This is a genomic window from Rhizobium sp. NXC24 (genome assembly GCF_002944315.1).
Classification (GTDB): Bacteria; Pseudomonadota; Alphaproteobacteria; order Rhizobiales; family Rhizobiaceae; genus Rhizobium.
Map to the genome: position 1 here is coordinate 563,882 of NZ_CP024311.1, position 14,438 is coordinate 578,319.

At 60.8% G+C, this 14,438-nt stretch carries 13 protein-coding genes and 1 riboswitch; of the genes, 10 read left to right on the forward strand and 3 right to left on the reverse strand.

What is annotated here, in order from left to right; all coding sequences use genetic code 11:
- The first annotated feature begins 302 nt into the window (after positions 1-302).
- From phoR to phoB, 7 genes are all read left to right on the forward strand, one after another.
- The gene (gene phoR / locus NXC24_RS02820; protein WP_104821919.1) at positions 303-1,499 is read left to right on the forward strand and encodes a phosphate regulon sensor histidine kinase PhoR; all 1,197 of its coding nucleotides are present in this window, start codon (positions 303-305) and stop codon (positions 1,497-1,499) included.
- A 186-nt stretch (positions 1,500-1,685) separates the two neighbouring features.
- Positions 1,686-2,720 (forward strand): substrate-binding domain-containing protein, encoded by a 1,035-nt coding sequence (locus tag NXC24_RS02825; protein WP_104821920.1) that lies wholly within the window; start codon positions 1,686-1,688, stop codon positions 2,718-2,720.
- A gap of 62 nt (positions 2,721-2,782) precedes the next feature.
- Positions 2,783-4,264 carry a phosphate ABC transporter permease subunit PstC gene (pstC, locus tag NXC24_RS02830; protein WP_104821921.1) on the forward strand — a complete coding sequence of 494 codons (1,482 nt, stop codon included), beginning with the start codon at positions 2,783-2,785 and terminating at the stop codon, positions 4,262-4,264.
- Positions 4,261-5,595, forward strand: a complete 1,335-nt coding sequence (gene pstA / locus NXC24_RS02835; protein WP_104821922.1) for a phosphate ABC transporter permease PstA — start codon at positions 4,261-4,263, stop codon at positions 5,593-5,595. Before pstC ends, pstA begins: the two co-directional genes overlap by 4 nt.
- Before the next feature lie 14 nt (positions 5,596-5,609).
- Positions 5,610-6,425 (forward strand): phosphate ABC transporter ATP-binding protein PstB, encoded by an 816-nt coding sequence (gene pstB, locus NXC24_RS02840; protein ID WP_104821923.1) that lies wholly within the window; start codon positions 5,610-5,612, stop codon positions 6,423-6,425.
- A 51-nt stretch (positions 6,426-6,476) separates the two neighbouring features.
- Positions 6,477-7,190, forward strand: a complete 714-nt coding sequence (gene phoU, locus NXC24_RS02845; RefSeq protein ID WP_104821924.1) for a phosphate signaling complex protein PhoU — start codon at positions 6,477-6,479, stop codon at positions 7,188-7,190.
- 32 nt (positions 7,191-7,222) lie between these two features.
- Positions 7,223-7,906, forward strand: a complete 684-nt coding sequence (gene phoB, locus NXC24_RS02850; RefSeq protein ID WP_004128368.1) for a phosphate regulon transcriptional regulator PhoB — start codon at positions 7,223-7,225, stop codon at positions 7,904-7,906.
- A 99-nt stretch (positions 7,907-8,005) separates the two neighbouring features.
- On the opposite strand, the gene NXC24_RS02855 is transcribed toward phoB, so the two are convergent.
- Complete coding sequence (locus NXC24_RS02855) at positions 8,006-8,530, reverse strand: GcrA family cell cycle regulator (RefSeq protein WP_104821925.1); 525 nt, start codon at positions 8,528-8,530, stop codon at positions 8,006-8,008.
- A gap of 425 nt (positions 8,531-8,955) precedes the next feature.
- Here NXC24_RS02855 and NXC24_RS02860 point away from each other — a divergent pair, with 425 nt between their 5' ends.
- The 3 genes from NXC24_RS02860 (at position 8,956) to NXC24_RS02870 (ending at position 12,281) form a co-directional block, all read left to right on the forward strand.
- Positions 8,956-10,155, forward strand: coding sequence for an aspartate aminotransferase family protein (locus tag NXC24_RS02860; RefSeq protein WP_104821926.1), 1,200 nt, complete (start codon positions 8,956-8,958; stop codon positions 10,153-10,155).
- 171 nt (positions 10,156-10,326) lie between these two features.
- Positions 10,327-11,244, forward strand: coding sequence for an ornithine carbamoyltransferase (gene argF / locus NXC24_RS02865; RefSeq protein WP_104821927.1), 918 nt, complete (start codon positions 10,327-10,329; stop codon positions 11,242-11,244).
- 47 nt (positions 11,245-11,291) lie between these two features.
- A complete protein-coding gene (locus NXC24_RS02870) occupies positions 11,292-12,281 on the forward strand; it encodes an Hsp33 family molecular chaperone (protein ID WP_104821928.1) in 990 nt (329 codons plus the stop codon).
- 77 nt (positions 12,282-12,358) lie between these two features.
- On the opposite strand, the gene apaG is transcribed toward NXC24_RS02870, so the two are convergent.
- Both apaG and NXC24_RS02880 read right to left on the reverse strand, forming a co-directional pair.
- Positions 12,359-12,751, reverse strand: a complete 393-nt coding sequence (gene apaG / locus NXC24_RS02875; protein ID WP_104821929.1) for a Co2+/Mg2+ efflux protein ApaG — start codon at positions 12,749-12,751, stop codon at positions 12,359-12,361.
- A 326-nt stretch (positions 12,752-13,077) separates the two neighbouring features.
- Positions 13,078-14,262 (reverse strand): O-succinylhomoserine sulfhydrylase, encoded by a 1,185-nt coding sequence (locus NXC24_RS02880; protein ID WP_104821930.1) that lies wholly within the window; start codon positions 14,260-14,262, stop codon positions 13,078-13,080.
- Positions 14,263-14,305: 43 nt separating this feature from the next.
- A riboswitch (SAM riboswitch) is annotated at positions 14,306-14,384 on the reverse strand.
- Positions 14,385-14,438 lie beyond the last annotated feature (54 nt).

Genomic DNA, 14,438 nt, shown 5'->3' on the forward strand with positions numbered 1-14,438 from the left:
CTGCTCCTCCGCAATTTACGCCATCTTAACGATATCTGCCCGTGCGGCAAAAAAAGCCTCACGGGCAAGTTGGGTCATTTATCCAGTATTTTTAAGCCTTTTGCGGACATCCTCATTCGCCGGCTACATTTATTGTTGTCAGTTGCGGGCTTGTGTGGATAGAGCCGAAAACTTCTGTCATGAATCCCCGCTAAGACCCAGAGTCTTGGATTCCGCTATGACAGGCAAAGGGACGGGTACACTTGGAAGACGAATGGTCATTCCTCAGAAAGCTGGCTGCACGGCTGCGGCAGGAGATCGCCATGCTAGTTCTGGCGACGCTGATCGCCGTTTTGGCGCTTATCGAGGGTATCAATACGGGCATCGTTTTCTGGCTCTGGGTGGTCGTTGCGATCGTCGCGCTGATTCGCCGGCCGCTCATTGAGAAGGCCGCGCCGCCGGCACCCGTCGAGATGGTTCCTACCGATCCGCAAACCGTGCTTCGCACCGTGTTCTCCGGCCTTGCCGCGCTCGACGTGCCGGTGCTGATCATCGACCGCGAGGCGTCCGTTCTGATGCAGAATGCCGCCGCCGAGAAAGCGTTCGGCGCCTTTCCGCTCAATGCTCATATCTCCGCCAAGCTGCGCTCCCCAGGCGTGCTCGACATGGTGCGCGAGACGATCACCACCAATACGCCGAACCAGATCGAACATTCCGAGCGCCTGCCGTCCGAGCGCGTTTATGTCGTCCGCATCGCCCCGGTCGATCTGCCGGAAACTGACATCGAGCCCGGCACCTTCTTTGCGCTGTCTTTCCGCGATATCTCCGAACTCCGCCATATCGACCGCATGCGATCCGATTTCGTCGCCAACGCCAGCCATGAGCTGCGCACGCCGCTCGCCTCGCTCCGCGGTTTCATCGAAACCATCCAGGGGCCGGCCAAGGCGGATCCGAAGGCGCAGCAGCGCTTCCTCGGCATCATGTTCGACCAGACGACGCGCATGAGTCGCCTGGTCGACGATCTCCTGTCGCTGTCGCGGCTGGAGCTGAAATCGCACATCGCGCCGGATCAGAAGGTCGATCTCGTGCCGTTGCTCGGCCATGTCCGCGACGCGCTGCTGCCGCTTGCCGACGATCTCGACGTCACCATCAATCTGCATCTGCCGCCGGGGAAGGTGGAAGTGCTGGGTGATCGCGACGAACTGGTGCAGGTCTTCGAAAACCTGATCGAGAATGCCTGCAAATATGGTCAGGAAGGCAAGGTGGTCGAGGTTTCCGTCTTGAACGAACTGGGCCAGGCCGTCGAGGTCATCATCTCGGACAGAGGGCCGGGCATCCCGGCGGAACACGTGCCGCGCCTGACCGAGCGCTTCTATCGCGTCAATGTAGAAGACAGCCGCTCGAAAAAAGGCACCGGCCTCGGGCTCGCCATCGTCAAGCATATTCTCACCCGTCACCGCGCACGGCTGATCGTCAAGTCGGAAGTCGGGAAAGGAACGGACTTTACGGTCCGCTTCTGAACGCCTTCGTAAATCACCCCTTTTCGGCGCAACTTCATTGATAAATTTCAAGGGGTTGATCTGTCATAATTGTTTCACTCGCCTGACATAAAAGGGCGGTGCTTTGACCGCTAAAAAAGAGATGTTGAACAGGCGGATGCTCCGTTCGCCGTCGCGCTCTTCAAAGCCCGTCAGGGAGGGTTCACCATGGACACGTTGAAACTGTCTGTCATCGCGTTGGTTGCATCCGCCGCTTTCGCTGGCGCCGCCGCGGCCCGTGATCAGATTCAGATTTCAGGTTCCTCCACCGTATTCCCCTATGCCAAGATCGTTGCCGAGAGTTTTGGTGAGACCTTCACGAATTTCAAAACGCCGGTCGTTGAATCCGGCGGCTCCGGTGCCGGTCTCAAGGAATTCTGCAAGGGCGTCGGCCCCGATTCCATCGATATCGCCAATTCGTCGCGCCCCATCAAGGCTAGCGAGGTCGAGGCCTGCAAGGCTGCCGGCGTTGCCGATATCCAGCAGGTCAAGATCGGCTACGACGGCATCGTCTTCGCTTTCGACAAAAGCAATCCCGACATGAAATTCGTGCCGGCCGATCTCTATAAGGCGCTGGCGGCCGAAGTCGTGGTGAACGGCAAGTTGGTTCCCAATCCTTATAAGAAGTGGTCGGAGATCAATCCGGCCCTGCCGGCCTTTGAGATTGAAGCCTATATTCCCGGTGAGAAGCATGGCACGCGCGAGGTCTTCGAAGAGAAGGTGCTCGCCGCCGGCTGCAAGGGCTCCGGTGCGCTCGATGTCATCAAGGCGACGGTCTCCGATCCCGATCAGCAGACCAAGAAATGCATTGCGGTGCGCAAGGACGGCGCGGCGGTCGATATCGACGGCGATTATCCCGAGACGCTCGCCCGCATCGATGCCAACAAGCATGGCATCGGCGTCTTCGGCCTCTACTTCTATCAGAACAATGCCGACAAGCTGAAGGTCGCGCCGGTGAGCGGCATCGTGCCCTCGGGCGAGACCATCGCCAACGGCACCTATCCAGTGTCGCGGCCGCTATTCTTTTACGTCAAGAAGGCGCATCTCGGCGTCATTCCGGGCCTGAAGGAATATGTCGACTTCTTCACGAGCGATCAGATGATCGGACCGGACAGCCCGCTTGCCGAATACGGCCTGGTGCCGGCGCCGGATTCCGAGCGTGACCAGATTCGCAAGGATTTCGCGGACGGGAAGATCATGTGATTGCATAAGGACTGCCCGTCGGCGCGGCTTGCCGCCGTGCCGGCGTTCGCCGGGGAATGGGAATGAGTTTGTCACTGCTGCTGTTGTGTCTGTCGATCATCGGCGCCTTTGCTTTCGTGCTGGGGCGGACGAGAGCGGCTGCGCTGTCGGGCAACAGATCCTCGGCCATACATTCGCGGCTTGGATACCACGGCGCCTATGCGGCCATCTGGGCGGTATTGCCGGCGTTGGCGTTGATTTGCGCCTGGCTGGTGGTCAGCCCGCAGGTTATCGACCGTTTCGTGGTCGAATCCTTTCCGGAGGAGGTGAAATCCCTCTCGACCGCCGAACTTAAGCTCACCTACGGCATAGTGCGCAGCATCGCCCATGGCATGCGCCAGCTCGATGACCGGGACCTTGCCAACGTCGCCAACGGCTCGGCCGATCTGCAATTGGTCCTGGCACAGAAAGGCATCCCGCTCGCTATCCGGCCGACCGGCTATATGATAGACGCCGCCAATAAATATAACGGCATGCGGCATGTGAGCCATGTCGTCATGTCCGTGGCGGCCATCATTCTTTCGTTGTTCGGTGCCATCCACGGCCTGCGTGCCATCGCGCCGCGTTTTCGCGCCCGCAACCGGGTGGAACAGGTCATTCTCGGCGGCCTGATCATTGCCTCTTCCATCGCCGTGCTGACGACGGTCGGCATCGTCGCTTCGATGCTGTCGGAGGCCGCCCGCTTCTTCAACATGGTTCCGGCTGCCGAGTTCTTCTTCGGTACCGTCTGGGACCCGCGCTTCACCGGCGCCGGCTCACAAACGTCTGGCACGTTCGGCCTCATTCCGTTGCTGGCCGGCACGCTCTATATCGGCTTCGTCGCCATGCTGGTCGCCGTTCCCGTCGGGTTGTTTGCCGCGATCTACATGGCCGAATATGCCTCGGCGCGCGTGCGCTCCGTCGCCAAACCGATGCTCGAAGTATTGGCCGGCATTCCGACCATCGTCTATGGCTTCTTTGCGCTCGTCACGGTCGGGCCTTTCCTGAGAGATATCTCGGCTGATCTCAATGGCCTGCTGACCGGCAATTATGCCAATTTCATCGAGGCGCAGAGCGTGCTGACCGCCGGCCTCGTCATGGGCGTCATGCTCATTCCCTATGTCTCCTCTCTGTCCGACGACATCATCATGGCCGTGCCGCGGTCGCTGCGGGACGGCTCGCTCGGCCTTGGCGCCACGCGCTCGGAAACGGTCAAGCGCGTCCTCCTGCCGGCGGCCCTTCCGGGCATCGTCGGCGCGCTGCTGATGACGGCGTCGCGGGCGATCGGCGAGACGATGATCGTGGTACTTGCTGCCGGCGTTGCGGCCCGCATGCAGCTCGATCCCTTTGAGCCGATGACGACGGTCACGGTGAAGATCGTCAGTCAGTTGACCGGCGATCCGGAATTCACGTCACCGCAGACATTGGTTGCCTTCGCACTCGGCATAACGCTGTTCTGTCTGACCCTTTGCCTGAATGTCTACGCGCTTTACGTCGTCCGCCGCTACCGGGAGCAATACGAATGAGCGATGTCGTATCCTCCCAGGCACCGAATATGTCGCGCGGATTGACGCCAGGCGCTCCGGCGCGGCGGGATATCGGCATCAAGCGACGTTATGCGGCCGAGCGGCGTTTTCGTGCCTATGGGATGGCCGCCGTCATTTTCGGACTGGTTTTCCTGATTATTCTCGTCTCGACCGTTGTCCGCAACGGCTACACTGCCTTCGTGCAGACCTCCATCGCCCTGCCGATCGAGTTCACCGAGAAGGTCATCGATCCCATAGGCAAGGGGGCCAGTGATCCGAAGGTCCTGATATCAGCCAACTATACGGCGCTGGTACGCGACGCCGTGGTGAAGGCGCTGGGCATCGATCCTTCCAATCGGGCGCTCGTGCGCCAGGCGATGGAAATGGTATCGGACGGCGCACGCATTGCATTGCGCGACAAGGTCGTGGCCGATCCCTCTGTCATCGGAAAGACGGTGAAGGTCACTTTCCTCGCCAGTGCCAATATCGACTCTGCCTACAAGGGACAGATCGACCTGACGGCGGACGAAAAGGACCGCAAGGTCTCCGACCAGCAACTCGCCTGGATGAGGCAGCTTGCCGCCGCCGGCGCCCTGCACGAGGCGTTCAATACGGGTCTGTTCCTGTCCGGCAATTCCAGTCGCCCGGAGGCCGCGGGTCTCGGCGTCGCGCTAATCGGCTCGCTCTATCTCATGTTGACCGTGCTGGTCTTGGCGCTGCCGGTCGGCGTCGCCGCCTCGATCTACCTTGAGGAATTCGCGCCGAAGAACCGGTTGACGGATCTGATCGAGGTCAACATCAACAATCTCGCCGCGGTGCCGTCGATCGTCTACGGCCTGCTCGGCCTCTCGGTCTTCATCAACTTTATGGGCCTGCCGCGTTCCGCCTCGCTGGTCGGCGGGCTGGTGCTGAGCCTGATGACGCTGCCGATGATCATCATCGCCACCCGCTCGGCATTGCGCGCCGTGCCGCCGTCGATCCGCAGTGCCGCGCTCGGGCTTGGCGCATCGCGCATGCAGATGGTTTTCCATCACGTCTTGCCGCTCGCCATGCCGGGTATCCTGACGGGTACGATCCTCGGCCTTGCCCATGCGCTCGGCGAGACCGCGCCGCTGCTTCTGATCGGCATGGTCGCCTTCGTCGCCAACTATCCGAGAGGGCCGCTCGATCCTTCGACGGCCCTGCCGGTGCAAATCTACATGTGGGCGAGCGAAGCTGAGCGCGCCTTTGTCGAGAGAACCTCCGGAGCCATTATCGTCCTGCTCTTCTTCCTTGTTGCGATGAACATCGGGGCCATCCTGCTGCGCCGTCGCTTTGAGCGGCGCTGGTGACGGGAGGCGATGGAATGAACATGATGACGGAAGCCGCGAGCGAAAAAGCACTGGCCAGGAAGATGATAACGATCCCCTACAAGATGATCGGTCAGGCCGTCTCGGTCCATTATGGCGAGAAGCGCGCGCTGTTCGACGTGGATCTGAACATCCGCGCCAACACTGTCACCGCGCTGATCGGTCCTTCCGGCTGCGGCAAGTCCACCTTCCTGCGTTGCCTCAACCGCATGAACGATACGATAGACACCTGCCGCGTCACCGGCAAAATCACGCTCGACGATCAGGATATCTACGACAACTCAATCGATGTCGTCGAGCTGCGTGCCCGCGTCGGCATGGTGTTTCAGAAGCCCAATCCGTTTCCGAAGTCGATCTACGAGAATGTGGCCTATGGTCCGCGTATCCATGGGCTGCATCGGTCCAAGAGCGATCTCGACCATATCGTCGAAACCAGTCTGCAGAAGGCCGGGCTGTGGGGCGAGGTGAAGGATCGGCTCTATGATGCCGGCACCAGCCTCTCTGGCGGTCAGCAGCAACGCCTCTGCATCGCCCGCGCCGTCGCGGTCAGTCCCGAGGTCATTCTCATGGACGAGCCGTGCTCCGCGCTCGATCCGATCGCCACCGCCAAAGTCGAGGAACTCATTCATGAGCTGCGGGAAAACTTCACGATCGTCATCGTGACGCATTCCATGCAGCAGGCAGCCCGCGTTTCGCAACGTACCGCAATGTTTCATCTCGGCCATCTGGTCGAGGAGAACGATACCGATAAGATGTTCACCAATCCCGATGATTACCGCACGCAGGATTACATCATGGGCCGTTTTGGCTGATGATGCTCCCCGCGCGGTTCCTTTCACATCTTTCACCTAGAGGATAAAAAAATGGTCTCAACACACATTCTCTCCGCTTACGACGAAGACCTGAAGTTCCTGACGCGCCGCATTTCCGAAATGGGCGGCCTGGCGGAGCAGATGGTCAGCGACAGCGTCCGCGCCCTGGTAAACGGCGATGCCAGCCTTGCGCAGAAGGTCATCTCCGATGACGTCATTCTCGACCACGCCGAGCGCGAAGTCGGCGACAAGGCGATCGTCACCATCGCCCGCCGTCAGCCGATGGCTGCGGACCTGCGTGAAATCATGGGCTCCATCCGCATCGCCGCCGATCTGGAGCGCGTCGGCGATCTCGGCAAGAACACCGCAAAGCGCGTCATCGCCGTGCAGGGCACCGGCGTTCCGCGTCGTCTCGCCCGCGGCATCGAACACCTCTCCGAACTGGCGCTCGTCCAGCTCAAGGAAGTGCTCGACGTCTACTCGACCCGTTTACCTGACAAGGCCGTGTCGATCCGCGAACGCGACGAGGAAATCGACGCCATGTACACCTCGCTCTTCCGCGAGATGCTGACCTACATGATGGAGGATCCGCGCAACATCACCACCTGCACGCATCTTCTTTTCTGCGCCAAGAACATCGAGCGCATCGGCGACCATGCCACGAACATCGCCGAGACGATCTATTACATGGCGACCGGTGCCCAGCCCGAAGGCGAGCGCCCGAAGGACGATACCGCCAACACCGTCGGTTCGGTAACGGAATAAAGTAGACACCAAGAGAAGGAGACCAGAGGCGCATGGTTCCGAGAGTTGCTGTTGTAGAAGACGAGGAAGCGCTAAGCGTTCTGCTGCGCTATAACCTCGAGGCCGAGGGCTTCGAGGTCGACACTATCCTGAGAGGCGACGAAGCTGAGCTGCGCCTCCAGGAGCGCATCCCCGATCTTCTGATCCTCGATTGGATGCTCCCCGGCGTGTCCGGCATCGAGCTCTGCCGTCGGCTGCGCATGCGGCCGGAGACGGAGCGCCTGCCGATCATCATGCTCACCGCTCGCGGCGAGGAAAGCGAGCGCGTGCGCGGCCTTTCCACCGGCGCGGACGACTATGTCGTCAAGCCGTTCTCGACGCCGGAACTGATGGCCCGCGTCAAGGCGATGTTGCGCCGAGCCCGCCCGGAGGTCCTGTCCACGGTACTGCGCTGCGGCGATATCGAACTGGACCGCGAAACCCATCGCGTCCACCGAAAGAGCCGTGAAGTGCGGTTGGGGCCGACGGAATTCCGCCTTCTGGAATTCCTGATGTCGTCCCCCGGCCGCGTCTTCTCTCGGTCTCAGTTGCTCGACGGCGTGTGGGGGCATGATATCTATGTCGACGAACGCACCGTCGACGTGCATGTCGGCCGCCTGCGCAAGGCGCTGAATTTCTCCAACATGCAGGACGTCATCCGCACCGTTCGCGGCGCGGGTTATTCCATGGAGGCCTGATGGGGGAGGCCTGATCGGGGCAACCCGATTGGCCATCCAACATAGCGGCGGAAACAGAAAACGGGCCTTTCGGCCCGTTTTTCCTTTGTCTGGTGTGGTTCAGTGCGCGGCCCGGCGCCGGTCATGCACCGGCTGGTAAGCCAGCCGCTGATGGTAGGTGCAGTACGGCGAAGAGTCCGGGCTGTCATTGCCGCAGAAGTGAAAATCTTCCTTCAGCGGGTCGCCGACCGGCCACTTGCAGGTGCGCTCCGTGAGCTCCGTCAGGCCGAGGCGGCGCGAGATCGGAACGACCACATTGGCGGCCGGACGATATTCGACTTCGCTGACCGTATCGATCTCGACCTCTTCCTTGAGCATCGTCGCACCCTGCTGGCGGGTAACCGTGCGGGTTGCAACGCGCGAGGCGTAATTCGGCGCGCGTGGGGCCGAGGTATTGCGCTTCGGCGCTCGAGCTGTGGTTGCCGCACCACCGGCCTTCGCTCGGCCCGGCAGGCTCAAGCGATGCACTTTGCCGATGACGGCATTACGGCTGACACCACCGAGCTGTGCCGCGATCTGGCTGGCGCTCAAACCTTCGGACCACAGCTTTTTCAGCTTCTCGACGCGTTCGTCTGTCCAATTCATGCCCTGTCTCCGCTATCGCGTTTCTGATGGCAGAATCCCTCACCATTGCCTCGAATTGGGTCGAGGCGTGAAACGCTTTAAAATTGTGGTGACTAGTTCCGCCGCATGCAGTCTAGTAATTGGTTTTTAACCTAGTGTGAGGCTGACTCCGTGACAAGAGTCGCGGGAATCTTGAGGAATCGATTTCGAGGTTTTCCCCAACTTGCTATACGTGAGTGGCATTTATGCAATATAAGTTGTCGAAGACATGCCATCCATCGAGAGGTGCTCTGCCGCACCTGCTAAATCGCCAGTTTTGTTGACATCGCAGTGCAAAACATCAATAGTGCCCATGCCGCCGCAAGGCGGCATTTTTGATTTTTCCGGGCCCGTTTCATTCGAAGGAAACGATTGGCCCTAAAGGTTGTGATTGAGGAGAATGCGCCATGGCTGAAACCGCGCCGCTTTATGACACCTATATGCGTGCTCCGCTGCGGTTCGAGCGAGGCGAGGGCGTGTGGCTGATCACGGAGACCGGCGAGCGTTATCTCGATTTCGCCGCGGGCGTCGCGGTGAATTCGCTTGGCCACGCCCATCCACATCTGGTTGCAGAGCTGAAGTCGCAGGCCGACAAGGTCTGGCACCTGTCCAACCTCTATGAGGTGCCAGGCCAGGAGAAGTTGTCGAAGCGCCTGACGGAGGCCACCTTCGCCGATAAGGTATTCTTCACCAATTCCGGTGCGGAGGCGCTGGAATGCGCCATCAAGACGGCGCGTCGCTACCAGTTCTACAAGGGTCATCCGGAGAAATTCCATATCATCACCTTCGAAGGCGCCTTCCATGGCCGCACGATCGCGACGATCGCCGCTGGAGGCCAGGAAAAGTATCTCGAAGGTTTCGGCCCGAAGGCGCCCGGCTTCGACCAGGTGCCTTTCGGCGATCTCGACGCGGTGCGTGCCGCCATCACCGATGCGACGGCCGCGATCCTGATCGAGCCCGTGCAGGGCGAGGGCGGTATCCGCCCTGCGACCAACGAGTTCCTGCGCGGCCTGCGTCAGATTTGCGATGAGAATGGCCTGCTTCTGGTCCTCGACGAGGTTCAGACCGGCGTCGGACGCACCGGCAAGCTCTTTGCCCATGAATGGGCCGGCATCACGCCTGACATCATGGCCGTCGCCAAGGGCATCGGCGGTGGCTTTCCGCTCGGTGCCTGCCTTGCGACCGCGGAAGCGGCCGCAGGCATGAAGGCGGGCACGCATGGCTCGACCTATGGCGGCAATCCGCTCGCCATGGCGGTCGGCAACGCCGTGCTCGATGTCGTGCTATCAGACGGTTTCCTGCAGCATGTGCGCGATGTTGCGTTGGTGTTCCGCCAGGGCTTGGCCTCGCTCAAGGATCGTTTTCCGGATATTATCGAAGATGTCCGCGGCGAAGGGTTGTTGCTTGGCATCAAGGCGGCCATTCCCCAGGCGGACCTGTTGCAGGCGATCCGCGCCGAACATCTGCTGGGTGTGCCGGCCGGCGACAACGTCATCCGTCTGCTGCCGCCGCTGGTGGTCACGGCCGAGGAGGCGCGCGAAGGCATTGCCCGCATCGAACGTGCCGCCGAAAGCCTGCGTGCCGCCCGCGTCAAGAAGTCGGCTTGAGTTCAGCGCCCGCCGGTAGGGGCGTATTACTGCGCCGCGCGTCCGAAGGACGCGCAAAGGACGCAGTAACACTTAGAGTGGCGCATAAGCCTTTCCTTAAATCGGCTCCGATTTAAGGGGTTATGCGCGCCCCACGGCGGGCGTTATCATTTTTGGAGTACAGGTAGGGACATGGCTTCACCGAAACACTTTCTCGATCTCTCGGCCGTCGCGGCTGCCGATCTGCGCAGCATCATCGACGATGCCATCGTGCGAAAGCAGGCGCTGAAGGCGGGTGCGGCCGATAAGCCGCTCGCCGGCAAGATGCTGGCGATGATCTTCGAGAAGCCATCCACCCGCACCCGCGTCTCCTTCGATGTCGGCATGCGCCAGCTCGGCGGCGAGACGCTGTTCCTGTCCGGCACGGAAATGCAGCTTGGCCGCGCCGAGACGATCGGCGATACGGCAAAGGTGCTGTCGCGCTATGTCGACGCCATCATGATCCGTACGACCGAACATTCGCGCCTGTTGGAACTCGCCCAGCACGCGACCGTGCCGGTCATCAACGCTCTCACCGACGACACGCATCCCTGCCAGATCATGGCCGACATCATGACCTTCGAGGAGCATCGCGGTCCGATCAAGGGCAAGACCATCGCCTGGACCGGCGACGGCAACAACGTGCTGCATTCGCTGGTCGAAGGGGCCGCCCGTTTCGGCTATCGCATGAACATGGCCGTACCCCTTGGTTCCGAGCCGAAGGATCACTATCTGAACTGGGCCCGCAACGAGGGCGCCGAAATCATGCTCTCGCATGATGCCGACCGTGCGGTCGCCGGCGCCGATTGTGTGGTAACCGATACCTGGGTTTCCATGAATCAGGAGCACCGGGCCCGCGGTCACAACGTCTTCCAGCCCTATCAGGTCAATGCGGCTTTGATGGCACAGGCCGGCAAGGACGCGTTGTTCATGCATTGCCTGCCCGCCCATCGCGGGGAGGAAGTGACGGACGAGGTGATCGACGGTCCGCAATCCGTTGTTTTCGATGAGGCGGAAAACCGCCTTCATGCGCAAAAGTCGATTCTTGCTTGGTGCCTGGGCGCGATCTGAGGATATAGAACCGCGTTTGATGTCGCGGGCGCAGTAGGAGTAGAGCAATGGCGGAAAGTGCAGCCTCGCTGGGTCAATTCGATTTTGCCGGCGACGATCATGTCGTTCCCTTCCAGGTAGAGGGTCTTGATGTCCGCGGCCGCGCCGTGCAGCTTGGGCCGCTGTTGGACGCAATTCTCGCCCGGCACAGCTATCCGGCCCCGGTTGCCCGGCTGCTGGCCGAGGCGGTGGTGCTGACCGTGCTGCTCGGCACGTCACTGAAGTTCGAGGGCAAGTTCACCGTGCAGACGAAGAGCGACGGGCCGGTCGACCTTCTGGTCGCCGATTTCTCGACGCCGGAGAACGTCCGCGCCTATGCCCGTTTCGATGACGAGGCGCTGGCCAAGGCCGTGGCTGCCGGCAAGACCGAACCGGAACAATTGCTCGGCAAGGGCGTCCTCGCCTTCACCATCGATCAGGGTCGCTTCAGTCAGCCCTATCAGGGGATCGTAGCGCTTGACGGCGCGTCGCTCGAGGAGATCGCCGGCACCTATTTCCGCCAGTCGGAACAGATCCCGACGCGTGTCCGCCTCGGGGCCGCCGAATTGTTCGATCGCGATGAGGCCGGCAAGCCGCGCCATCGCTGGCGGGCAGGCGGCCTTGTAGCGCAGTTCCTGCCGGAAGCTCCGGAGCGCATGCGCCAGCCGGACTTCCACGGCGGCGACGGCGACACCAGCCTGCGCGCACACGTCGAGGATGACGCCTGGGCGGAAGCCCGCTCACTGGTCGAGACGATCGACGCCGACGAATTGACCGATCCGCAGGTCGGTACCGAGCGTTTGCTATTCCGCCTCTTCCATGAGCGCGGCGTGCGCGTTTATGAGCCCAAGGCGGTTTTTGACCGCTGCACCTGTTCGCGCGATAAGCTGAAGGGTGTGTTGCGGGGGTTCTCCGCCGAGGAGGTCGAAGCGAGCCAGGAGAACGGCGAAATCGCCGTCACCTGCGAGTTCTGCTCGACGACCTATCGCTTCGAGGTGTCCGAGGTGACGGCCGCCTGAGCAATCTCAGGAAAGTGCGAAGAGCAAAGATGGAGCGGTGAGGCGATGCCGTGAAAGGCCGACCGCTCCAGCGAGCTTCAGTTCAGCGTCCGCAGCAGGTTGGGCGTATCCAGCGAGAAGGCGGGGATCTTGACGTGAAACAGCTTCCCGTCATCCGTCTCCATCTGATAGTGGCCGAACATCATGCCCGATGGCGTGTCGAGCGGGCAGCCTGAGGAATATTCATAGGTATCGCCGGGCCGCAGCCTGGGCTGCTCGCCCACGACGCCCGGCCCGGTCACCTCATCCACCATGCCGTTCTGATCGGTGATGTGCCAATAGCGCGTCACCAGCCGCACGGTGACGGTCGAGTGGTTGGAAATGATGATGCGGTAACCCCAGACGTAACGATCGTCTTCCGGATCGGATTGCTCCTCCAGATAAAAGGGTTCGACAACAACTTCGATGTCGTGTGTTAGTGCGCGATACATGCCTGACACCTTGGTCACTACTCCGAAACGTCGCGCGCTCAAACGAACGCACAAAGGACGCTCCAGCATTTAAGTCTAGGGCACCTTATCCGCTTTCTATGATCCCACGGAAAGCGGGATACTTAGGGGTATCCTATAAAGCGACCTGTTCCGTCAAGGAATGGATTGGTGAAAACGCCTTTGACGGATTAAACCATTCGGATTTTCAGATGTTAGGAATAACTCTAAAGGTTAATTGTCGGCGGTCGAAAGTATAGGCGCACGGTTCGTTTTCGAGACGTGTAAGCCCGCCCGAACAATATTCGGGCGGGTTTGGGTAGATATAGTCAGGCGGAAACTTGTGCCAGAGCGCGGGCGAAATCCTCGACCAGATCTTCGCTGTCCTCGATCCCCGCGGAAAAGCGCACCGTTCCCGGCGAAATGCCGAGTTCGGCACGGGCCTCGTCGGTGAGGTTCTTGTGCGTCGTGGTAGCGGGATGGGTGATCAGGCTCTTGGAGTCGCCGAGATTGTTGGAAATTTTGACGATCTCCAGTGCGTTCTGCAGCTTGAAGGCCGCTTCCTTGCCGCCCTTCAGCTCGAAGGCCACCAGCGTCGAGCCGCCGGTCATCTGCTTGGCGATGATGTCTGCCTGCGGATGGTCCTTGCGGCCGGGATAGATCACCTTGCCGACCTTGCTCTGTTCTGCGAGGAAGTCGGCGACCTTGGCGGCATTCTGCGTCTGCTGCTTGACGCGCAGCGGGAGCGTTTCGATGCCCTTCAGCAGCGTCCAGGCAGTGAACGGCGACATGGCCGGACCGGTGTGGCGGAAATAATCGTGCAGGTTTTCGTCGATCCACTGCTTGTCGGAGAGGATGACGCCGCCGAGCGAGCGGCCCTGGCCGTCGATGTGTTTGGTCGCGGAATAGACGACGATGTGCGCACCGAGCTCCAGAGGCTTCTGGAACAGCGGCGTTGCGAAGACGTTGTCGACCACGACCTTGGCGTCGATCTGGTTGGCGAGCTTGGCGACGGCGGCGATATCCACGACTTCCAGCGTCGGGTTGGTCGGGCTTTCCAGGAAGAACACCTTGGTATTCGGTCGGATGGCCTTTTCCCAGTTCTCGATGAAGCGGCCATCGACCAGCGTGCATTCGATGCCATATTTCGGCGCCAGCGTCTCGACCACCCAGCGGCAGGAGCCGAAGAGGGCACGGGCTGCGACGATATGATCGCCGGCCTTCAACTGGCAGAGAATGGCGGCAGAAACGGCGGCCATGCCGGAAGCGGTGGCGCGGGCATCTTCAGCGCCTTCGAGAGCGCACATGCGCTTCTCGAACATGTCGTTGGTGGGGCTGCCGTAGCGGGCGTAGATGAAGCCATCCGTCTCGCCCTTGAAGCGGGCTTCTGCGGCTTCCGAGGTGTCGTAGACGAAGCCCTGGGTCAGATAGATTGCTTCGGAGGTCTCGCCGAATTGCGAACGGAGAGTTCCGCCGTGAACGAGCTGGGTTGCGGGGCGCCAAGTCTTGCTCATGCCATCACCACTTTCAAAACAAAAAAACCGGTCGCGAAAGCAGACCGGTTTAACCCCGGTCCTTTTAGCCACTTGTTTAACGTGGCTGCAAGCCGACCGGCCAAATCACCACGGGATAAGTTGCAATACTGCCGTTGACCGCTTGCGTCAATTCCCTGAGTTTGGTTTTGTCTGCG